Source organism: Prevotella ihumii, from assembly GCF_900155655.1.
In the GTDB taxonomy this organism is placed as follows: Bacteria; Bacteroidota; Bacteroidia; order Bacteroidales; family Bacteroidaceae; genus Prevotella; species Prevotella ihumii.
Genome location: NZ_LT706987.1, coordinates 2475060 through 2497056, shown reverse-complemented (window position 1 = coordinate 2497056; position 21997 = coordinate 2475060). Strand labels below are relative to the sequence as shown.

Genomic DNA, 21997 nt, shown 5'->3' with positions numbered 1-21997 from the left:
TGTTGAATTCACGGTTGAATATTCAAACTATAAAGCGTTAAAAATATGGAATTATCAAAATATATGACAAGCCCGTCGGTAGAACTTAGACGTTCCGCCCTGTACTTGGCTGGATATCAATGTGGATTTGAAGGATGGATCAATGTTTCTGATTGTTCTATTTTTCTGTAAGCGACAATTATCGTAATACAATAACTCCATTCTGTTCTCGTGTGAACAGAATGGAGTTATAAGTGTGGGTTTCACCTTGTTTTATGGCTTAATAGACGCAAAGAGTTCTTGCAGTCCTTCGGTTGCCCCCTTGCGTATCACCGTTACATCACACTTTTTGCCTTGTGTCACCTCGTTGGGGTCGATAAGATAGATGGGCGCACCTATGGGCACATAGCGCACCAAACCTGCGGCAGGATAGACGTTGAGCGATGTGCCAACGATGACAAAGAGGTCGGCTTGGCTCACCTCACGTGCAGCCTCCTCTATCATTGGCACAGCTTCGCCAAAGAATACAATGAAGGGGCGAAGCATACTACCGTCCTTTGCTTTCGTCCCGGGTATTACCTCCCAATTGTCCTCGGTAAGAGTTTCTATGTAGTCTGGGTTGTACGCATCGGCACTCGAACACATCTTTTTCAGTTCGCCGTGTAGGTGTATCACGTGCGATGAGCCCCCACGCTCGTGCAAGTCGTCTACGTTTTGTGTAATAACCGTAACATCGTAATCCTTCTCCAATGCGCTGATGAGTTTGTGTCCCTCGTTGGGCTGTGAAGCAAAGAGCTTTTTGCGCAAGCGATTGTAAAAGTTGATAACCAATGCTGGGTCGTTTTCTAACGCCTCGTGTGTAGCTACTTGCTCCACAGGATAGTCTTCCCATAGCCCATCGCTGCCACGAAAGGTTTTAAAACCACTCTCTACCGACATTCCAGCACCTGTAAGAAATACTATTTTCTTCATTTTTCTGTCTCCTTTTCATTCTTTCCCTTTTCGGCACACATTATGGGTTGTCTTAGCGTGCCTTATGGACGATTGCATAACATTCCACAAATTTAGTAATTTTAATTAGATAAATGCCCTATTATATTTGAAAAATAGTATCTTTGCACATTAATAATATAAAAAACGAAAGAACAATAATGGACAAATTGAGCTATGCCTTGGGTATCGGTATTGGTACTCAACTCGCAGGAATGGGTGCAAACAACTTGAATATTGACGACTTTGCACAGGCTATTAAGGATATGTTGGCAGGCAACGAGCCAAAAGTTAGCAACCAAGAAGCACAAGAGTTGGTAAACAATTTCTTTGCTGAACAGGAGGCTAAACAACAGGTTGCAGCAGCCGAAGCAGGCAAGGTGGCTAAGCAAATAGGCGAAGACTTCTTGGCAGAGAATGCTAAGAAAGAGGGCATTGTGGTATTGCCTTCAGGTTTGCAGTACGAAGTAATAACCGAAGGTAACGGCAAGAAGCCAGGCGCAGCAAGCACTGTGAAGTGTCATTACGAAGGTACATTGGTAGACGGCACTAAGTTTGACAGCTCATACGACCGTGGCGAACCTGCTACATTTGGTTTGAACCAAGTTATCCCAGGCTGGACAGAAGGTGTACAGCTGATGGGCGAGGGTGCTAAGTATCGCTTTTTTATCCCTTACAACTTGGGTTATGGCGAGCGTGGCGCAGGTGCTTCTATCCCTCCATTTGCAGCCTTGGTATTCGTTGTCGAACTCATCGAGGTGCTATAATTATAAGATCAAACAATAAACATTAAAACGATAAAACGAAATGAAGAAACTTACAATGGTAGCCGCTTTGGCTATTGCAGCTGCAGGATTTACAGCTTGTGGCAACTCATCATCACCTAAGGAAGACTTGAAGACCGATGTAGACTCATTGAGCTATGCTTTCGGTATAGACCAAGGTCAGAGTGTAAAGCAGTATCTCCAACAAATGGACATCGATACAGCTTATATCGACGAGTTTGTTAAGGGTATGAACGATGGTGCAAAGAATATGGACGACAAGAAGAAGGCAGCTTACAACGCTGGTATCGGTGTCGGAATGAATATGAATATGGTTATCAAAAACCAAATCAACAAGACCATCTTCGGCGAAGACTCTACACAGACCATCTCTTTGAACAACTTCCTCGCAGGTTTTGCTGCAAGTGCTAAGGGCAAAGGCCAGAAAATTACAGTGGAACAGGCTCGAGAAATAGAACAGAAAGTATCGCAAGCTATCCGCGAAAAGAGTGCTGTAAAGACATACGGTGCTAACAAGAAGCAGAACGATGCTTATATGGCTAAGATTGCTAAGACTGCAGGCGTAAAGGCTTTGAAGCAAGGTGTTTACTACAAGGAAATCAATGCAGGAACAGGCGCAAAGCCAAAGACCTCAGACGTAGTTAAAATCAATTACGTAGGTAAGACCATCGATGGCAAGGTATTCGACCAACGTGAGGGCGCAACAATGCCTGTAGGTGGTGCTGTACCTGGATTTACAGAAGCATTGACCAATATGCCTGTAGGTTCAAAGTGGGAAATCTATATCCCTTACGCAGCAGGTTATGGCGCACAACAGCCAAGTCCTGACCTCAAGCCATTCTCTACATTGGTATTCACAGTAGAACTTGTATCTATTGAAAAAGCACCACAGGCACCACAAGTGCAGGGTGCACCAGCACAATAAATAAAATATAAATAAGTGTCGGACTAATCGGATTAGTCGGCTTTGTCAGACAAGTAAGACCTGTCCGACAAGTCAGACCCGTCCGACAAGTCCGACATTTTTAATTATAGCTTAGAACTAAACAAATTATGAAACGAGTAATTCTCCTTGCGCTATTGGTAACAGCAGGTGCTACACTCAATACCGCAAGCGCACAAAGTAAGAAGAAAAAGAAGAACAAAGAACAGTGCGAAGCTCAAATGGCTGAATGTTGCAAGGCTGCAACCATTGAAAAGGTAACACTTAACAGTACCAAAGACTCAGTAAGCTATGCGGCAGGTATGTCGATGACACGCGGATTGGAAGGCTACGTAATGAGCCAATTGGGCGTGAAAAAAGAAGAGATGCCCGAATTTATTCGTGGTCTTAAAGAAGGAATTGCAAAGCGCAACGATGCAAACTTCGCACCTTACACAGCAGGACTGCAGATTGCAAATCAGGTAGACAAAACTATGCTACAAGGACTGATAAAGCAATTTGAAGGCACAGCTAATGCTATCGATGCAGATATGTTGTACAAAGGCTTTGTAGCAGCGTTAGAGAAAGACTCTACACTATTCAAGCAAGCCAACGCAGAACAATACTTCCAAGGCAAACAACAAGCCGTTAAAGCCGAAAAAGAAGCTGCAATAAAGGCTGAAGGTGAAAAGTTCTTGGCAGAAAACAAGAAGCAAGCAGGCGTAGTAACACTGCCAAGCGGATTGCAATACAAGGTGATAACCCAAGGCAATGGACCTATTCCAAAGGCTGACGATAGAGTAAACGTGGCTTACGAGGGGCGCACACTCGATGGAAAGATATTCGACGCTACCGAAAGACACGGCACAGAATACGATACCTTCGGTGTAAGCGGTCTGATAAAGGGTTGGACAGAAGCCCTAACATTGATGCCTGTAGGCTCAACATGGACGCTCTATATCCCTTCCGACTTGGCTTATGGCGCAAGAGGTGCTGGCGAAGACATCGCACCATACGCTACACTCGTGTTCACACTAAGTCTTAAAGGCATAGAACCTAAAGAGCAACCCAAACCAAGTCTCAACGTTGGCGAGGTAAAGAAGAGTGCTGGTGCTCAGAAGGCTAAAGCAACACCTGCAAAAGGTAAAACTACCGCAACTAAAACGCAAGCTAAACGCAGAAAATAAGTCGTTCTAATGGCTCTAAAAGCATTGCTAAGCACTGTCCAAAGTTCTAACAAACAAACACAAAGACAGAACGATAAAGCACAAAAGGTGGAGCAATGAAGTACGAAATTCGGAACGATTAGCGTACGAAAGAAGCATTAAGACGATACAATAAAAAGAGGATAAGCTTTTGAAGGCTTATCCTCTTTTTTATTATTGGTGCACTCATTACGAGCGTGCGACCTTTACTTTACAACTACACGTGCAGTCTTACCATTTGCATACTTCACGATGTTGATACCCTTCTGTGGAGCTGAAATCTGCTGACCAGCTACGTTGTAACGAGCAACAACAGCATTTGCCTTCTTGTCGGTAGAAATACCAGTGATAGCAGTAGGGTCAGAAACAAAGCGTACAGTAACTTCTGGACCCTTAGCATCTGCAACTGGATAGTCACCTGATTCGTTTTCATCGTCTTCACACAACTGACCTGTGAGCTTCATATCCCAAGTTGGAGCAATTTTATTTAAGAACCATTCGGTTTCAATAAACATAGTTTCTGCTGGTGCAATCTCTGCTGAAGCAGATGCCCAAACAATACTCTCACTTTTTGCTTTACACGCATTAGCCATACAACATTGTATACGTCCGTTTGGCATTTGTGTAGCATCGATACGCATCTGAATACGAATGGCATGGTCTGTAACATTCTTCAAAGAGAGTTTAGGCTGCATAAATGTTTCTTTAGTACCAAGGTCTGGGTCTTCTTTAACAGTAACTTCGTTAACTACAAATACACTTCCGTCCTTAACTTCAATACCATTTTCGTCTACGAACTGTATCCATTTCTTTGCTTCTTGTGCCATTGCTGCAGCACTACCCATAAGCAATACAGCTGCTAAAGTTAATAATTTTTTCATTTTTGTTTTAATCTTTTAATTTTGTTATACTATTAGTTGTTTACTTTTTGGCGTGTTACTTGCTGCACGCCATTTGCTTCATCATAAATAAAAGCTACCACAGAGAGGTTGTTAGCTTCCCATTGTGGGTCTATTGTGTATGTGAATGTGCTCTTGTTAGCATCATTTGCTTTGAGCGAAATGTCGGTACCCCAAGCACCATTTACTGCTGCACGGAACACGTGATTGTGTTCGTATTCTCTGTTGCGACCATTGTTTGGAAGCAGTTGGATAGCCTTAATGCCATCTTCTACAATCCACAATTGGAGTTTGCCATTGAGGTCTTCAATGCTCAAAGCATTAACGTTGATGGTCACTTTACGAGTATTTGCATCGTAAGCGTTCTCAACATTGAGCTTCAAAGGTGTAGTGCGTTGCATTTCACGATTGATAACTCCAGCCCAAGCATCTTTTGGTTTGAGTCCTCCGGTACGATTAATTACTGCCGATGGAACACCATCACCCTTCCAATGCTTGTAGTATTCTTCGCCTATTTCGGTTTTAAGACCTATCACATTAGGTTTTGGGGCTACAGCCAATGCAGATGCGTGAATACATACTGCAATGATTTTGTCTTCATCATATTGTTTTGTGATGTTAGCCAATAGGTTATGAGCCTCTGGACAGTTGATACATAGTTGTCCAGTAAACTCTTCTACGAGCACTGCACGATTAGCATCTTTTGCCTCAACAGTCTTGTATCTGTCTGCCTCATCTACATTTGCGCATGATGCGAGCACCATAGCTACCGATGCAACGAGTATAGGGAATATCTTTTTCATATTGCGTTCTTTGTTTTAAACTTTTCGTTTAGAAGTTATAATTATATGATATAGTGAATCCCTTGCTTGCAGGAACGTAACGGCAAACACCACCCGAACAGTTGAAACCTGCACGTGTACGGCCGTAGCCTACTTGTAGTCGGTGTGCTCCAGCATTATAGGTAACAAGACCTTGGTAGTAGTGTAAGTTGGTTTCACCCACATTGTACATATCCGACACGGTGACCATAAAGTGTGGTACGAGCGAAAGCTCTAACAATCCAAACCACCAGTTGCCTTGGTCGCCCTTTGTGCGGAGGAACTGTGCCTCTCCACGTAGGTTAACCTTAGGTGAGAATGTGTACTTACCATCTACAATGTAAATGTCAGAGTGTATCATACCTCCCTCGCCTTCCACAACAGTCTTGTTATAGAATTGATTCATATACATCAAGTTGAGCTTGAAGTTTTTAGAGATTTTACGTTCAATCTGAACATTCAAGTCTTGGTAGTAGGTTTGGTCGCCCCACTTAAAGAAAGCCGAGCCATAGCCCTTTGAGCCCTTGAGGTTTACGTTATCGAACGAACCTGTGAGGTTTGTAGACTTGTCAATAGCGTGAACGTATGAGAAGTTAACCTTAACGTTCATACCATAACGACCACCAATGAATGTTTTACGCTTGAATTTATATCCCATTTGAGCTTGATAAGCCCACTCTCCATCAGGGCGAGTTGCGTATGGATAGAATGCAGCCAATGCGTAGGTTTGGTCCTGTGTAAAGGCTGGAAGGTGATTGATGTACGATGATACGCCAACGTTGTTACGATTGCTCATAAATGCCATATCGTTAGAACGTTTAGCTTGTACCAAGAAGCTCAATCCCTTTTGTGAATAAGATGCCGAAAGCATAGCTACGTTACCTGTACGATAGATATACTTGTTGGTGAACGATGGGTCTTGTGTCTTCTGTGCATATTCTGCCAAGACATTAAATCCACCCTTCTGTACTTGGAAGCGTGCGTCCCACGCGTTAACGTTTTGTGGGAGAACGAGCTCGTGTGTACGGTCTATCATAATGTTATCGTGCTTGTTATTTTCGTATTTGTTTACGAACGAACCACCCAACATTACACGTGTACCCGACTGACCTAAGCCCTTGAACCACTGATCAAGGTTCAACTCCAAGTCGACACCATTTATCCACGAATTGTTATGCGCCCAATATCTGCGCTGTTCGCCTGTTACGGCTTTTAATACGATACCCTTATAGGGTTTGTAGACTATGCGTGCGCCGAGCAACGAGTTATCGATACCCAAGCTACGCTCTTCATAGGTTCTGAGAACAAATCCCGAACCAAACTGCTCGTAATAGTTTCCTAAGGTAACTTCAAGTTTTTCAAACTTACCTTTCAGATAGAAATAAGGTACACCATAGCCTTTATAGTCTTTTTCAAAACCTGGCAATGGGTGCTTAAGGAACTCAAAGCGTGCACCAGCATCTACATTTTTGCTAATGAGATTAAGGTCGAGGAACGAGTTTGTTAATGCCCATTCGTCATACTTAGGCGACCCAATCTTTAAGTCTTCTTGTGGAATAAGTACATCGCTCTGAATACTTCCCGTAACCGAGACCTTATTATCGTCTGTTGTTGTCTGTGCTTGAGCTGTTGTAGCAGCTGCAGCAAGGAGACCTACCAGCCAGCTATAATTCTTCATAATGTTATTTTACAAGTTCGCGTACCTTTTCAATCAATTCGTTTTCAGCACCTTCTGTGTAACCATTGTGCTTGTAAACAATATTTCCCTTGCCATCGCAAATGAGTACATAAGGAATCATCTGTACACCCAATGCACGCTTAAATTCGCTGTTTGGGTCGAGCAATACATCGTATTCCCATCCGTTTTCGTCTACCAAAGGTTTTACCTTGTTAGCGTTTTGCGCTTGGTCAATAGAGATTGCAAAGATTTTCACGCCTGTTTCTTCACGCCAGTCGTTGTAAACTTCGCTAATAGCTTTCAACTCGCGGTTGCAAGGCTTACACCATGTAGCAAAGAAGTCGATGATAAATGGCTTGCCATTGTTAGACAATGTGTCGGTACGAATCGCATTTCCGTTAATGTCTTTCAGTGTCACTGAAGGCAATTGAGCACTAACCGTGCTGAAAGCACAGGTCAATAGAGCTGCAAGTATTAAAAGTGTTTTTTTCATAAGTCAGTATATTTTGTTAAATGGCAAATTTATTAATTTTTTTTCAACAAACATACTGGTTAATTAATTTTAACTATTAAAATTCATTTTCTGCAATATTTTACGTATATATATGATAATTTATGCTTTTTGCAGCAACAAGTTGTAGTTTTTTCTACGCAATAATAATATTTTGTAACTCCACTTTATCTTAAATCAATTCATATTAATAGCGTTATCTCTGCCTTACGCTTAGCAGCCCAAAAGCCATCAAAGCATTGCCCAACTCACACGCTATGTATATAATAAGGTGTAAATGGTGTTGCAAATATACTACATTTGTTTTTAATATTGCATAATGAAGCACATTAAACCCAAATATTTGTGGAGCCCCTACATGCCCTTGCTCACATTAAAATCTGTTTCGACAGGAGCTTTCTTTTAGTGATATTTCGTTAAACAGAGATGTGTATAAAGCGTAGTATATAGCAAGCGTATGCAAGCAGCAGAAGATGTTTTCACTTCCATATTAAGACTTTCGAGTTAGGAAAAATAGAACAATAAATCTTAGTCTACAAATTATTAAAAACGCATTTGTAAATTATTGAATATCAATAGTTTATAAATGCGTTCCAAAACATATATGTTTCACCACCCAAAACATATATGTTTTACCCTCTCAAAGTTGAACTTTGACAATGCCAAACATATATGTTTTGCGGCTGAAAGATAGATGTCTTGTTTTTCAACGCTTGTAAGGTAATGAATAGAACAATAATAGTAGAGGGTTCAAGGAGGAACGTAGGGGCGTGATTTATTACGTTCCGTTGTTATGGAATTAGAGGAGTTAAGGGGAGTTGCCACTCGCTGCACTCGGTTGGATTTAAAGCCAAATATTCAGTCATTATGGTGTAGGGGCTCGATTTATTCGCAAGCTCATCAACACGTATCGAGTTCCGCTTAACTTGCGATGAGCGAGGGTGTGTCAAAATAGACCCATTCTCTTTTTTAGCTGGTTCTATAAATTAGCTTTGTTAGATTTTGAGCTTATTTTTGAGGTCAAAATGCAAGAGCGTGAAGTGTGCAGCGAGCGATAACTCCTTGAAGTGTGGAATAACAAAAGCCGTCGGCTTTACATTATTCCCGTGTCCTTATCCTTACGCATTTGATGGTCTTTTCCGTTGTGTTTGCGGTGTCCAAACTCTAATTTCCACGCAAGGTTGAAGTTGATAAGATTGCCAAATTGGCTACCACGGACAATGCTTTCTTTGTTTACATAGCGGTTCAAGATGTACGAATGTTCCATCTTGGGATGTTGCATAAAGGGATTTTGGAGGTAAAGCGATAGTTGCAGATTGCCCACTTGGTAACTTCCGCCCACGTAAATGGCACTTCCGCTATGGCTTTGGCTCTCTCCCTCGCAGAATTTCCAACCATTATCGGCGTATGCAGTAAGTACCCAACGCCCCAAATAAGCATTTACATTGGCTTGAAAGTTGTATGAAGTGAGGTAGTGTTTGTAATCATCGCCCTTGTTTAAGAAGCGATAAATGCCTCCGCTCAAGGTTATTTCCAACACATCGGGTATGATTTTAAAGTTGAAATAATCGGATACATAAAACATTTTGATGCTTTTCTGATTGGCTTGCATATAGTAAAATTGGTCGTCCTCGGTACGTATATATTTCGACATATTAGGGTTGGAGTTTATCCTTAGATTTACATCTACCATATTATAGAACCTTGGAAGCGTGTAAGAGAAGTTTATCGATTGGTCTACCACTCTGTTAGGCACAATGTTAGGATTGCCCACACGCCATTCTCGGCTGTTCTCACGTATCTTGGTGTTGCTTATCATTGCTATCCGTGATATATGTTCGTAGGTTTCAAAGCTGTATTTTACAGCAAAAGAAGGGGTTAGCGCATAGTTAAGGCTTATTTTTGGGCGAAACAACGAGTAATTGTATTTTGCATCACTTTGTTTGTAACGTGCATTGGTCAGCCCTACACCTGTCATATAGCTGAGCTTTGCCCACTTACCTTTGACTTCTACAAAGGTGTAGAGCGTAGAATAATCCATCTTGTTGAGCGATTGCACATCGCCTGTATAAGTGTTTTCAATACGTTTCAATGTTCCTTTTATTCCTGCCGATAGCGTTACGGGGCGCAAATTTTGCTCGTAGATAAGTTCGGTGTAGAGCGAGCGCATACGTCCGTCCACCTTATATATATAAGGGAGCTCTTCTTTGTGATAGTTGTTCTCCTTTGTTCGTATTGCCGTACCTACCACGTTGGCTGTAAGACTGGCTGTCTTGCCCAACTTATGATAGTAAAAGAGGTCTAATGTTGGGGTAAAGCTGTGGTCTGATGTGCGCAATTCTGATAGCCAAACAGCTGTTGGCGTAAGCGTATTGTAGGTTTTATCGGCATTTGGCGTATTGGAAAAGTCGGTAGAAAATGCGGCTTGAAAATGGTAAGAAGCCGAGTCGGCAAGGCTATATTTCAGTTGCAATCCATTCATAAAGAAGCGAGTGCGTGCAGAAATATCGTTTCGGGAGATGATGTAGTGCGTGCCATCGTTGAGCAAATAGTCAGCCTTGCTTGTTGTTCTATTGCCTTTAAAATCTTGATATGCAAAGTTATAGGATAGGGAAAACTCACTATTGCCTCGGTTGAGTTTGGCGTATGCGGTGTGATTGCCATTGACAGCTGTGAGCGAATTGCTAAGATTTATGCCTACAACACCGCCATAGGTGGCTTTGAGGGTGCGTATATTCAGCACATACCCTACGTTTTCGCCATAGCGAATACTGGGATTGTCAACAAACTCAATGCTTTTTATCTGCAAGGGATTAAGACTTATCATTTCGTCTTTTGATGCCAATGCACCATTGATGCGAATTTGCACTTCTCCCTTATTGTTCAATGCCGTAATGGTGTGCATCATCTCGTCTACACGCAGTCGAGGTAAGGCAAGTTTTGCCAAAAGACTATAACCATTGTTAGACGTTTCACATTGTTTCTTAGATGGGAAAATAACTTGTCCGTCGGGCTTTTGCACCACTCGTGCAGCCTCAACAGTAACTTCTGTTAGTACCACTTCGCCTTTCTTCTCCTTGGTTTTGATGGTGTCGGAAGGCATTTCTGACGATACTTCCACTTGTATTCGGGAAGTTGCAAAGAGCATCGATTGCGCTCCAAAGGTGGTGAGTAATAAAATTAAAAGTTTCTTCATCGTTGTTGAATATAGTTAGTTTAACAAAAATCGGTCGTCAGACCAGTCGGACTTGTCAGACCCGTCCGACTGGTCTGACTGGTTTAATGACCGATTGGGGTTGAATTGCTTCAACAAAGATAGAAGATAAGAGAAAAAACAACGAAAAACGTAGCTGACAACTATCTGACAATTGCCAATACCATTGGTTTACAAGGTTTTATCTTTAATCAAAAATAAAGCAAAAATAGGGATTAAACCGAAATCGGTTGTTAGACCAGTCGGACCAGTCGGACCAGTCGGACTTGTCTGACACGTCCGACTGGTCCGACTGGTCTAACGACCGATTTGGGTTAAACGATAATAAGCTATTGGAGAAAGTGCTTTAAATAGTGTTTTAAACCTTTTCCAACCGATAATCTCCTCCTCTTTCGGTAACTATATTCAGCCCAAAATGTTCTTTTAGGACGGGGCGAGTTCTGCGAATAAGGGTGTAAAGGGTTTCAGACGCATCGGGTTTCTTGTACCACAGCGCATCGCAAATGGTTTGTTTAGACAAACAATAATTGTCTGAAGCCATAAAAAGTTGCATCAGTTGTTGTTGCATTGGGGTAAGCGCAACGGGGGTATGGTGCAGCGTATAGAAGGCTTGGGTGTCTTTTGCATAAATAAAACTTCCTAAGACTACCATTCCCAACTGCTTTTTGCGCATCCAATACATCGACCCTGTGAGCCAAAGCATCGAAAGAAGAAGGAGCAAAGCTGAAGAGCGTTGGTCGGAAAGTTGCCAAATGGTGATCATAGAGCAGGTGGCGTAGGATTGGAAGGCTACACCTCTATTGTCTTTACCCTTCCACGCTATGGGTTTGCTACACAATGTTCGGGGTGTGTTTAAGACAGCATAAGACACGAAAGACTCGTTGCGAAGTGCCTCTATCTTTAGGTTTTGCCTGTAATTCCTTATCGTATCGGGAGTAATCCACACCTCTTGTTTCTGTGCAAGTGTTTGCGCCAAGGCTTGGTTCATATCGTTTACAATTCTGTTCTCTTCACAATTATAACTGTTGATGCTTGTACAAACTGCCGAAAGCATCAATGTAAAAAATACGACAATCGATAAATAAGGTTTCATAGGCTGAATAATATAGAGATGGAAAACGATACTTTATTAGTTTTCAATTCGTCAACCGTGGCTGACAAATTAAGATTTTATTTTCAGATGACAATTTACTTTTATGTTGCTTGCAATTGTTTAATCCAAATCGGTCGTTAGACTTCTTCGAGGTTTGCGAGCTTATTTTGAGCTATTTTTGGTTGTTTTTGAAGACGTTTAGCGAGCCAAACAACTAAAAAACAAACGAAAAGAGCCAAAATAAGGTGCAAAGACGAAGAAAAGCATAACAGCTAAACGCTTTAAAAAGCCTTTGCGGGCTAATGACCGATTTGGGTTTAATTTAGCATATATAACTAAAGCGTTCAATAAATTTCAAATTACATAATAATACTACTTTGTAAAAGTAAGACCTCTATCCTAATAAAAGTTATATTAGGTTAGAGGTCTTATTCTTAAATCTTCGACTCTGGCTCTATCTTTCCACGTGAGCGGAAAACAGAATATAGACCGAAGGCAATGAGTGGAAGGCTCAATAGCTGCCCCATATCGAAAGGCAAACCTGCTTCGAATGCCACTTGTATTTCCTTGGTGTACTCTATAAAGAAGCGGAAAATGAATACCGAGGAAACACAAAGTCCAAAGTAAAGTCCTGTTCCCACCTTTTCTGGACGCTTCAGATAGATGGCAAATATCAAGAAGAAGAACACCGTGTAAGCAAGGGCTTCATAAAGTTGCCCTGGGTGACGAGGATAGGTGTCCACATCGTAGAAGATAAACGCCCACGGCACATCGGTTACTTTACCTATAATTTCAGAGTTCATCAGATTGCCCAAACGTATAAAAGCACCTGTGATGCACGAACAAAGTCCGAAGAAGTCGAGTACCACCCACGGTTTCATACCCGAACGGCTAATATACATCCATACACCAATGAGCAAACCTGCTACTCCGCCATGTGAAGCAAGACCTTGTAGCCCCACATACTTCCACTCCCAACCCGATATATAACGAATAGGGAGAACTATCTCAATAATGTGTTGGAACGACGAGAAATAGTAATCGGGTTCGTAAAACAAGCAATGCCCTAAGCGAGCACCAATAATGATGCTTACAAACACATAAAGGAAGAGTGGTTCGAACTTTTCGCGAGGATACTTGTGTCGCTTGTACAGCCACTGCATCAGCAAGTAGCCACCTGCCAAACCCATAGCCCAGCAAAGTCCGTACCAACGCACACCGCCAGAACCTATACGCAATAGGTATTCATCGGGCTGCCAAGGAATGTAAAGAAGTGGATTCATAACTTATAGAGATTAAACATTAAAGCGGAAGTGCATAATGTCGCCGTCTTGTACAACGTACTCTTTGCCTTCTACTCCCAACTTTCCAGCCTCGCGGATAGCCGCTTCGGTCTTGTATTTGAGGTAATCCTCGTACTTGATAACTTCGGCACGGATAAATCCTTTTTCGAAGTCGGTATGGATAACACCTGCACATTGAGGAGCTTTCCAACCCTTTTGGAAGGTCCACGCCTTAACTTCCATTTCGCCTGCCGTGATAAAGGTCTGAAGATTGAGCAAGTGATAAGCCTTGTTGATCAATCGGTTCACACCGCTCTGTTCCAAGCCCAACTCGTCAAGGAACATTTTTTTGTCCTCATAGCTTTCCAATGACGCAATATCTTCCTCGGTTTTAGCAGCAATAATCATTGTTTCTGCACCTTCTTCGGCTGCAATGGCTTCCACCTTCTGACTGTACTCATTGCCCGACTTTGCCGAAGTTTCGTCCACATTGCATACATAAAGTACAGGTTTGGTAGTAAGAAGGAATAGATTGTGAGCAGCGTCTTGTTCTTCTTTGCTCTCAAACTGAATACTGCGCGCATTCTTTCCTTGCTCCAAAACCTCTTTGTATGCCTCGCAAACCGATACCAATACCTTGGCATCTTTGTTGCCTGCAGCAGCTATCTTCTTGTTTTTATTGAGTTGTGCCTCGATGGTTTCAAGGTCTTTAAGCTGAAGTTCGGTGTCGATAATCTCCTTGTCTTCGATAGGATTGACCGACATTCCACCCTCGCGCACAACGTTATCATCGTCGAAACAACGAATAACGTGAATGATGGCATCACACTCACGAATGTTGCCCAAGAACTTATTGCCAAGTCCTTCACCCTTACTTGCACCCTTTACAAGTCCAGCAATGTCCACAATCTCGCAAGTTGCAGGTACGATACGCCCTGGGTTTACTATCTCTGCCAACTTGTTTAAGCGTTCGTCTGGTACAGTAATCACGCCCAAGTTGGGTTCTATTGTACAGAAAGGAAAGTTTGCTGCCTGCGCCTTTGCGCTACTAAGGCAATTGAAAAGTGTAGATTTGCCCACGTTAGGCAAGCCCACAATACCACATTTTAGTGCCATATTATTGTATAAACGTTTATTCTTTTGTCTGCAAAATTACACAATTATCTTGAAAGCAAGGTACTTTTTAGGAGCTTATTGTTATGATAACACGTGTGTAAGTGTGCAGAATACATTTTATTTTCGTAATTTTGTCGCTCCGAAACCTACATTGCAGAAAGTAAAATGAAACAAAATCACGCCATCAACTTCACGCGTTCAGTGCTTATATTGCTTGTCATCGTGGTACATATTGTCCATTTTGGCACGCTCTATCCTGAAGTTAAGGAAGGTATTCTTTCGTTTATGATGCCTGCATTCTTGGTAGTTACGGGCTATTTGGTGAATGTGGAGAAGGCGGCAAAAGACTTTGTGCGCTACCTTTGGCGCATTGCCGTACCTTATATTATTATGGTGGTGGGCTATTCGGTATTGTCTTATTTTCTGCCTGTTCGAGATGGGATAAGCGAATTGTCGGTAACAGCAGTGGCTGAGAAACTGTTTGTTACGTCTATCGGACCTTATTGGTTTCTTTACGTGATGATAGGTTGTGGTATTCCCTATTATGTTGCGTTCCGTATGCTTCCTCTTGGCGAGGGTCGCACTACATTGCGGTTGCTTGCCTTTGCTGCTATATTGTATACCTTGTCTCTACTTTTGCCCCTTATGGCTGTGAAAACGGTGATGTACTACTTTGCTGGTGTAGCAATTAGACAATACAAGTTGGCATACGAGAAGGCTGTCTGTCCATACGTATTGAGTAGTGTTGTGTTTTTCGGCATTATCTTTTTTAGTGGTCAGAAGGATTGGGGAAGTCTGCTAATTGTCGTTGCCGTGTATGCGTTTCTTAGTTTTTCGGTATGGGTGAGTAACAAGATAGAAAGGATAGGAGACAAACCATTTGTTACAAAACTTCGTTCTGCCACCCAATGGATAGGTATGAATACGCTGCCCATCTACCTTTTTCACCCCGTGTTTACGATGATGGGAAAGTACTATTTACCATTTTTTGCGTGGGACAGCACAGGTTTAGTCTACACTGCGGTTACTGTTGCGCTTTGCTTAGTGGGGTCGATAATATTGGCTTTGGCAATGGATAAGCTGCAGCTGTCGTGGATATTTGCAAGAGAAAAGTTCTTTAGAAGCAATTAATGTTTAACCCAAATCGACCGATTTGGGTTTAACGAAAACAAGCGATAGGCTTAGTTTTTGACATCAAGAAAATGTGGACATATATATAAGAAGGTGAACTACGGAAGGTGTAACCACAACAACGGCTGTTCTCTCTTTATACTTTGGTGCAATAACAATAGTTGTAATTCGCCTAAAAGTCGGATTTGCCCCATTAGGTACATCATTTTATTATCATCAAAACGAAACGTTATAGTTAAGAAAGTCTATTTCTTGGTTTCGTTTTATTGTTTGCTATAAACACATAGATTAATATTCATTACATTAAGTTGATGTATTGTTACTTTTTATTTACATTTTGGTGTAATAAAATAGAAATGTGCTGCAAATGCAAACTAAGTTTGGGTAACGATAGACGGTTGTAAACAAAAATAAGTAGGCTTGAAACAGTATAAAACCAAAATAATTATTGCGTCATAATGTATATTTTAAAATTTATAGTTAAAAAGTTTAAATAAAATTGGTAAGTTTTATAAATATAATGTATCTTTGTTTCGCAAACGAAAGTAAAACGTTTTCAAAACGAACTTTTTTATTGGCGAACAAGATTTCGAAAAGAAAGAATTTGAATAAAAACCTAATTATGACTTTGAACAATAAACATAACATCAAAGAATCATACGACGTCATCATTATTGGCGGAGGAATTACGGGTGCAGGAACTGCGCGCGACTGCGCAATGCGTGGACTTAGCGTACTCGTCGTAGAGAAGTACGACTTGGCAAATGGTGCAACAGGGCGCAATCACGGTTTGTTGCATAGCGGTGCTCGTTATGCCGTAACCGACCACGAGTCGGCTGCAGAGTGTATCACAGAAAATATGATACTTCGTAAAATTGCAGCACACTGTGTGGAAGAAACCGACGGACTGTTTATTACCTTGCCCGAAGACGACCTTTCTTTTCAATCTACATTTGTAGAAGCTTGTGGCAAAGCTGGTATTCGTGCCGATATTATCTCGCCAGAGGAGGCTCGCCACATTGAACCATCGGTTAACCCAACACTCATTGGTGCTGTGCGTGTGCCCGATGCTTCGGTCGACCCGTTCCATCTTACCACTTCTAACATTCTTGATGCGTGTCGCCACGGTGCAGATGTGCTGACTTACAACGAGGTTGTGGGAATGATTATTGTGAATGGAATGGTGGAAGGCGTGCAATTGTGCGACAATCACACGGGCGAGGTGTATGAAGTACGCTCACGAGTTGTAATCAATGCGGCTGGTATATGGGGTATGCCAATCTTGCAGATGGCTGACATAAAGCTCAATATGTTTCCTGCAAAGGGTACATTGCTCATTATGGGGCATCGCATAAACAATATGGTGATAAACCGTTGTCGCAAACCTGCCAATGCCGATATTCTTGTTCCAGACGATGCAGTATGTGTTATTGGTACTACAAGCGACCGTGTGCCTATTGAGACGGTTGACGATTTGAAGATTACACCTGAAGAGGTTGACATATTAATAAAGGAGGGCGAAAAGCTTGCCCCTGCATTGGCTACAACCCGTATATTGCGTGCTTATGCTGGTGTGCGCCCATTGGTGGCTGCAGATAACGACCCTTCAGGGCGCAGCATTAGTCGTGGCATCATCTGTATTGACCACGAAAAGCGTGATGGACTGGGCGGACTGATTACCATCACGGGTGGTAAGATGATGACTTATCGTCTGATGGCAGAAGAAGCTACCAACCTTGCTTGCAAGAAGTTGGGCATCGACAAGCCTTGCGAAACAGCTGTAAAGCCTCTACCAGGGTCCGAGGGCTTGGATAAGAACGCAAAAGAATGGCATCTGCCTAAGGCTTACAACGCTGCAAAGGGTCGTCAGGGTATGCGAGTTAACGAAATAAAGAACGAAACATTGACCGATCGTGCCTTGGTGTGCGAATGTGAGGAGGTAAGTGTGGGTGAAGTGAAATATGCCTATGAGAATCTTAACATTCACAACTTGATAGACTTACGCCGTCGCACTCGTGTGGGAATGGGTACTTGTCAAAGCGAATTGTGCGCTTGCAGGGCTGCTGGGGTGATGTGTTCGATGAATAAAGACCCTAAGAAGACGCTTCACGACCTTGGCAACTTCGTTAACGAACGATGGAAAGGTATGCGTGCTGTGGGCTGGGGAAGCACCTTGGACGAGGCACACTTGGCAGCTACGGTTTATCAAGGATTATGTGGAATTAACCAAATTATGAACAAAAAGGAGAGTAAGTAATGAAATATGATGTTGTTATTATTGGTGGCGGATTGAGCGCACTTACAGCTGGTATAACCCTTGCAAGCAACGGAAAGCGTGTTTGTATGGTGGCTGCTGGACAAAATAGTCTTCATTTTAGCTCTGGTTCATTCGATTTCTTGGGCTATGATGCTGATGGAAATGCAGTAACAAACCCAATAGAAGCAATAAAAACATTGCCAACAATTCACCCTTATCGCATCATTGGTGAGGAAAATATTGGCAGTTTGGTCACTTCGGCTCAAGCCTTGCTCTCTGATGCTGGGGTCGAAACTAAAGGCGAGATAGCACAAAACCACTATCGCATTACACCGATAGGCACTATCAAGCCAACGTGGCTCACCATAGAAGGATATGCTACGGCAGCATCGCTTACAGAAACAAGATGGAAGAAAGCCGACTTGATAAACATTCAAGGCTTCTTGGACTTCCCAATAGAGTTCTTAGTGGACAACTTGCGTGATACAGGTACAACTTGTACCATTCGCAATATCAATACTGAAGCATTGACACAGGCACGTAAAAGTCCTACCGAAATGCGTGCGACAAATGTTGCAAAATACCTTGATAGTAAGACCGATTTGATGGACTTTGCTAATGCTATAAACGCTATTGATAGCGATGCAGAGGTGGTACTCGTGCCTGCTGTGTTAGGATTGAACAATAGTGCACAAGCCGAAGAACTAAAGGCTTTGGTGAAAAAGCCTATAGAATTTATAGCAACGATGCCCCCATCGGTTTCAGGAATGCGCACTTCTACGCTCTTGAAACGTAAGTTTATGGCGTTGGGAGGTACTATTCTCGTTAGCGATACAGCTGTTAGTGGCGTGTTCGAGAACAATCGTCTCGTGTCGATAGCTACAAGTCAGTTACCCGACGAGGTGCTTCGTGCCGACCAATTCATCTTGGCTTCAGGGTCATTCCTTAGTCACGGACTAAAGTCAGACTATGAGAAGGTGTACGAACCTGTGTTGGGCGTAGATGTTGAGGCTGTTGCCAATCGTGTAGAATGGACAAAAGAAAATGTGTACGACGCACAACCCTATATGGAATTTGGTGTGAAGACCGATGCGCAGTTCCACGCACTAAAGGAAGGCGTAGCAATAGAAAATCTCTATGCTGCAGGTTCTATTCTCTGTGGCAATAACGATATAAAACTTGCAAGCAAAGAAGGCGTGGCAATGCTTACAGCTTTGCAAGTGGCAAACATCATAAAAGAGAAATAAAAAAACATTATGAAAGAACAAGGAATACAACTTAAAAACATAAGCGGAAACAACTTAGAGCAGTGTTTGAAGTGTTCTATATGCACCGTTTATTGCCCCGTGTCTGCCGTATCGCCCGAATATCCAGGCCCTAAACATTCTGGTCCTGACCAAGAGCGATACAGACTAAAGGATACCAAGTTCTTTGATGAAACCCTCAAAATGTGCTTGAATTGCAAGCGTTGTGAGGTGGCTTGCCCTTCAGGGGTACGCATTGCCGACATCATTCAGTCGGCTCGTATCGAGCATAGCAAGAAGCGACCAGCACTAAGAGATGTGATGTTGGCAAATACCGACTTTGTTGGAACAATGGCAAACATCGTTGCACCCGTGGTAAACGTCACCTTAGGTTTGAAACCAGTCAAGGCTGTGTTGCACGGAGTTATGGGTGTGGACAAGCATCGTACATTCCCTGCATATAGCAGTCAGAAGTTTGAAACGTGGTACAAGAAGTTTGCCGCCGCTAAACAAGATAGTTTCAAGCATCACGTTAGCTATTTCCACGGCTGTTACGTAAATTATAATTATCCACAGTTGGGTAAAGACTTGGTAAAGGTAATGAATGCCATTGGTTATGGTGTGCATTTGTTAGAGAAAGAGCAATGTTGTGGCGTGGCATTGATAGCCAACGGACTCAGCAAACAAGCTACTCGTCAAGGCAATAACAATATGCGTGCCATCAGAAAGTCGTACAAAGAGCAGAACAGAATGGTGCTCACAACCAGTTCTACTTGTACTTTCACAATGCGCGACGAGTACAAACACGTGTTAAAGATAGAAAATGAAGATGTGCGCGAGGGTATTTCGCTTGCCACACGTTATCTTTACCGCTTAGTAGAGTCAGGTAAGGTGAAGTTAGCCTTCCGCAAAGACTTCAAAATACGTACAGCTTACCATTCAGCTTGTCACATGGAAAAGATGGGATGGGTGGTGTATAGCACCGAATTGATGAAGATGATACCTGGTTTAGAGCTAATTATGCTCGACTCACAATGCTGTGGTATTGCTGGAACATACGGCTTTAAGAAAGAAAATTACGAACGTTCGCAGAAGATAGGTGCAGGACTATTCGACCAAATCAAATCGCTCAACCCTGATTGTGTATCGACCGATTGCGAAACCTGCAAGTGGCAGATAGAAATGTCGACAGGTTACGATGTGATAAATCCTATCTCAATCCTCGCAGATGCAATAGATGTGGAGGAAACAATGCGACTTAACAACGTCTAAGACCGACCTTTACGACTACAAAAATTAAAGAACTTAAAATAAAAATATTAATCTAAAAACGTAAGCAATTATGGGAAAATTCATTTTAGCCCTCGACCAAGGAACTACAAGTTCAAGAGCAATAGTTTTTGACCACGATGGACAGATTTGTTCCGTTGCTCAAAAGGAGTTCACTCAATACTTTCCACAACCTGGATGGGTAGAGCACAACCCTAACGAGATATGGTCGTCTCAGGCTTCAGTTATTGCGGAAGCCATCTCAGCCATCGATATTAACGGCTTAGACATTGCTGGTATCGGTATCACTAACCAACGTGAGACTACCATCGTATGGGATATAGACACTGAAGAACCCATCTACAACGCTATTGTATGGCAAGACCGCCGCACAGCAGAGTTCTGCGACGAGCTGAGAGCTGCAGGCCATACAGACAAAATACGTGAGAAGACAGGTCTTATCGTTGACGCTTACTTTAGCGGAACCAAGATTAAGTGGATTCTCGACAATGTTCCAGGCGCAAGAAAGCGTGCTGAAGCAGGCAAACTTCGCTTTGGTAACGTAGACTCTTGGTTGGTTTGGCGACTCACTCGTGGTGAAGTGCACGTAACAGACGTAACCAACGCATCGCGCACAATGTTGTTCAACATCAACACATTGGAGTGGGACAAAGAACTCTTAGACCTTCTCGGCATTCCTGCATCAATGATGCCTGAAGTGAAGTCAAGCTCTGAGGTTTATGGTCACACTAAAACCACCATCTTTGCTCACGAAGTGCCTATCGCAGGTATTGCTGGTGACCAACAAGCAGCTTTGTTTGGACAGATGTGTATCAAACCAGGTGCAATTAAGAATACATACGGAACAGGTTGTTTCGTAATGCTCAACACTGGTAACAAGCCTGTAATCTCTAAAAACAACTTGCTCACCACGATTGCTTGGAAGATAGGTAACGAAACTACTTACGCACTCGAAGGCTCTATCTACGTGGGTGGTTCGGTAGTGCAGTGGTTGCGCGATGGCTTGGGGATCATCAAGTCGTCAAGCGAGGTAGAAGACCTTGCGATGAGCGTTCCTGATAGCGGCGGCGTTTACTTTGTACCAGCTTTGACAGGTTTGGCTGCACCTTACTGGGATCAATACGCACGTGGCACAATGGTAGGCATCACCCGTGGCACAACAGCTGCCCACATTGCACGTGCTGCCCTTGATGGCATTGCATTCCAGACTTACGATATTGCGTTGGCAATGGCTAAGGATATGAATGCACCATTGGTAGAATTGAAAGTCGATGGTGGAGCTTCACGCAACAACCTCTTGATGCAATATCAAGCAGACCTCTTGGGTATCAACGTAGTGCGCCCACGTATCACCGAAACAACTGCCCTCGGTGCGGCTTATTTGGCTGGTCTTGCAGTAGGTTACTGGAAAGACATTGACGATATAAAGAGCCAATGGAAAGAAGAAAAAAGCTTCACTCCATCGCCTGACACAGAAACCATTCAGAAGGCTAAGGAAGGTTGGGCAAATGCTATTGGCAGAACCTTGACAAAATAAAGACATATAAACGACGATTGTATAAGGAGCGGTGAGCACTCT

Annotated in this window: 17 protein-coding genes; 8 read left to right on the top strand and 9 right to left on the bottom strand. The window is 42.7% G+C overall.

The genetic code is table 11. The features are described 5' to 3' along the window. Window positions 1-252 precede the first annotated feature (252 nt). Window positions 253-951: an SIR2 family NAD-dependent protein deacylase gene (locus CZ367_RS10985; protein ID WP_077196900.1), complete on the bottom strand. Its 699-nt coding sequence runs from the start codon at window positions 949-951 to the stop codon at window positions 253-255. 179 nt (window positions 952-1130) lie between these two features. Between CZ367_RS10985 and CZ367_RS10980 the strand changes: the two genes are divergently transcribed. The 3 genes from CZ367_RS10980 to CZ367_RS10970 all read left to right on the top strand — a co-directional run bounded on the left by CZ367_RS10980 (window position 1131) and on the right by CZ367_RS10970 (window position 3863). Next, window positions 1131-1736, top strand: a complete 606-nt coding sequence (locus CZ367_RS10980) for an FKBP-type peptidyl-prolyl cis-trans isomerase (protein ID WP_077196899.1) — start codon at window positions 1131-1133, stop codon at window positions 1734-1736. A 40-nt stretch (window positions 1737-1776) separates the two neighbouring features. Further along, complete coding sequence (locus tag CZ367_RS10975; protein WP_077196898.1) at window positions 1777-2679, top strand: FKBP-type peptidyl-prolyl cis-trans isomerase; 903 nt, start codon at window positions 1777-1779, stop codon at window positions 2677-2679. A gap of 128 nt (window positions 2680-2807) precedes the next feature. After that, window positions 2808-3863, top strand: a complete 1056-nt coding sequence (locus CZ367_RS10970; RefSeq protein ID WP_077196897.1) for a BamJ family beta-barrel-assembly machinery protein — start codon at window positions 2808-2810, stop codon at window positions 3861-3863. 224 nt (window positions 3864-4087) lie between these two features. Here the strand turns inward: CZ367_RS10970 and CZ367_RS10965 are convergent, their stop codons facing one another. The 8 genes from CZ367_RS10965 to ychF form a co-directional block, all read right to left on the bottom strand. Then, window positions 4088-4762, bottom strand: a complete 675-nt coding sequence (locus CZ367_RS10965; RefSeq protein WP_077196896.1) for a hypothetical protein — start codon at window positions 4760-4762, stop codon at window positions 4088-4090. A 32-nt stretch (window positions 4763-4794) separates the two neighbouring features. Continuing rightward, window positions 4795-5583 (bottom strand): Omp28 family outer membrane lipoprotein, encoded by a 789-nt coding sequence (locus CZ367_RS10960; protein WP_077196895.1) that lies wholly within the window; start codon window positions 5581-5583, stop codon window positions 4795-4797. Between the two features lie 28 nt (window positions 5584-5611). Further along, window positions 5612-7279 carry a DUF6029 family protein gene (locus tag CZ367_RS10955; protein ID WP_077196894.1) on the bottom strand — a complete coding sequence of 556 codons (1668 nt, stop codon included), beginning with the start codon at window positions 7277-7279 and terminating at the stop codon, window positions 5612-5614. A 4-nt stretch (window positions 7280-7283) separates the two neighbouring features. Continuing rightward, window positions 7284-7772 (bottom strand): TlpA family protein disulfide reductase, encoded by a 489-nt coding sequence (locus CZ367_RS10950; protein ID WP_077196893.1) that lies wholly within the window; start codon window positions 7770-7772, stop codon window positions 7284-7286. Window positions 7773-8883: 1111 nt separating this feature from the next. Then, window positions 8884-10986, bottom strand: a complete 2103-nt coding sequence (locus tag CZ367_RS10945; protein WP_077196892.1) for a porin family protein — start codon at window positions 10984-10986, stop codon at window positions 8884-8886. 376 nt (window positions 10987-11362) lie between these two features. Then, a complete protein-coding gene (locus CZ367_RS10940; protein ID WP_077196891.1) occupies window positions 11363-12097 on the bottom strand; it encodes a helix-turn-helix domain-containing protein in 735 nt (244 codons plus the stop codon). Window positions 12098-12531: 434 nt separating this feature from the next. Further along, window positions 12532-13380: a prolipoprotein diacylglyceryl transferase gene (lgt, locus tag CZ367_RS10935; RefSeq protein ID WP_077196890.1), complete on the bottom strand. Its 849-nt coding sequence runs from the start codon at window positions 13378-13380 to the stop codon at window positions 12532-12534. Between the two features lie 12 nt (window positions 13381-13392). After that, window positions 13393-14496 (bottom strand): redox-regulated ATPase YchF, encoded by a 1104-nt coding sequence (gene ychF, locus CZ367_RS10930; protein WP_077196889.1) that lies wholly within the window; start codon window positions 14494-14496, stop codon window positions 13393-13395. A 165-nt stretch (window positions 14497-14661) separates the two neighbouring features. Between ychF and CZ367_RS10925 the strand changes: the two genes are divergently transcribed. The 5 genes from CZ367_RS10925 to glpK all read left to right on the top strand — a co-directional run bounded on the left by CZ367_RS10925 (window position 14662) and on the right by glpK (window position 21955). Then, window positions 14662-15627, top strand: coding sequence for an acyltransferase family protein (locus tag CZ367_RS10925; RefSeq protein WP_077196888.1), 966 nt, complete (start codon window positions 14662-14664; stop codon window positions 15625-15627). A gap of 622 nt (window positions 15628-16249) precedes the next feature. Next, complete coding sequence (gene glpA / locus CZ367_RS10920) at window positions 16250-17884, top strand: anaerobic glycerol-3-phosphate dehydrogenase subunit A (RefSeq protein ID WP_077196887.1); 1635 nt, start codon at window positions 16250-16252, stop codon at window positions 17882-17884. Next, on the top strand, window positions 17884-19131 hold the full coding sequence (gene glpB, locus CZ367_RS10915; RefSeq protein WP_077196886.1) for a glycerol-3-phosphate dehydrogenase subunit GlpB: 1248 nt from the start codon (window positions 17884-17886) through the stop codon (window positions 19129-19131). The genes glpA and glpB overlap by 1 nt, the downstream gene beginning before the upstream one ends. Before the next feature lie 9 nt (window positions 19132-19140). Continuing rightward, window positions 19141-20400 carry an anaerobic glycerol-3-phosphate dehydrogenase subunit GlpC gene (gene glpC, locus CZ367_RS10910; protein ID WP_077196885.1) on the top strand — a complete coding sequence of 420 codons (1260 nt, stop codon included), beginning with the start codon at window positions 19141-19143 and terminating at the stop codon, window positions 20398-20400. Window positions 20401-20470: 70 nt separating this feature from the next. After that, window positions 20471-21955, top strand: coding sequence for a glycerol kinase GlpK (glpK, locus tag CZ367_RS10905; protein ID WP_077196884.1), 1485 nt, complete (start codon window positions 20471-20473; stop codon window positions 21953-21955). Window positions 21956-21997: the final 42 nt, after the last annotated feature.

Bases quoted from the DNA above. Each gene is read 5' to 3' on its own strand.
- CZ367_RS10985 (WP_077196900.1), bottom strand. From the start codon at position 951: ATGAAGAAAATAGTATTTCTTACAGGTGCTGGAATGTCGGTAGAGAGT.
- CZ367_RS10980 (WP_077196899.1), top strand. From the start codon at position 1,131: ATGGACAAATTGAGCTATGCCTTGGGTATCGGTATTGGTACTCAACTC.
- CZ367_RS10975 (WP_077196898.1), top strand. From the start codon at position 1,777: ATGAAGAAACTTACAATGGTAGCCGCTTTGGCTATTGCAGCTGCAGGA.
- CZ367_RS10970 (WP_077196897.1), top strand. From the start codon at position 2,808: ATGAAACGAGTAATTCTCCTTGCGCTATTGGTAACAGCAGGTGCTACA.
- CZ367_RS10965 (WP_077196896.1), bottom strand. From the start codon at position 4,762: ATGAAAAAATTATTAACTTTAGCAGCTGTATTGCTTATGGGTAGTGCT.
- CZ367_RS10960 (WP_077196895.1), bottom strand. From the start codon at position 5,583: ATGAAAAAGATATTCCCTATACTCGTTGCATCGGTAGCTATGGTGCTC.
- CZ367_RS10955 (WP_077196894.1), bottom strand. From the start codon at position 7,279: ATGAAGAATTATAGCTGGCTGGTAGGTCTCCTTGCTGCAGCTGCTACA.
- CZ367_RS10950 (WP_077196893.1), bottom strand. From the start codon at position 7,772: ATGAAAAAAACACTTTTAATACTTGCAGCTCTATTGACCTGTGCTTTC.
- CZ367_RS10945 (WP_077196892.1), bottom strand. From the start codon at position 10,986: ATGAAGAAACTTTTAATTTTATTACTCACCACCTTTGGAGCGCAATCG.
- CZ367_RS10940 (WP_077196891.1), bottom strand. From the start codon at position 12,097: ATGAAACCTTATTTATCGATTGTCGTATTTTTTACATTGATGCTTTCG.
- lgt (WP_077196890.1), bottom strand. From the start codon at position 13,380: ATGAATCCACTTCTTTACATTCCTTGGCAGCCCGATGAATACCTATTG.
- ychF (WP_077196889.1), bottom strand. From the start codon at position 14,496: ATGGCACTAAAATGTGGTATTGTGGGCTTGCCTAACGTGGGCAAATCT.
- CZ367_RS10925 (WP_077196888.1), top strand. From the start codon at position 14,662: ATGAAACAAAATCACGCCATCAACTTCACGCGTTCAGTGCTTATATTG.
- glpA (WP_077196887.1), top strand. From the start codon at position 16,250: ATGACTTTGAACAATAAACATAACATCAAAGAATCATACGACGTCATC.
- glpB (WP_077196886.1), top strand. From the start codon at position 17,884: ATGAAATATGATGTTGTTATTATTGGTGGCGGATTGAGCGCACTTACA.
- glpC (WP_077196885.1), top strand. From the start codon at position 19,141: ATGAAAGAACAAGGAATACAACTTAAAAACATAAGCGGAAACAACTTA.
- glpK (WP_077196884.1), top strand. From the start codon at position 20,471: ATGGGAAAATTCATTTTAGCCCTCGACCAAGGAACTACAAGTTCAAGA.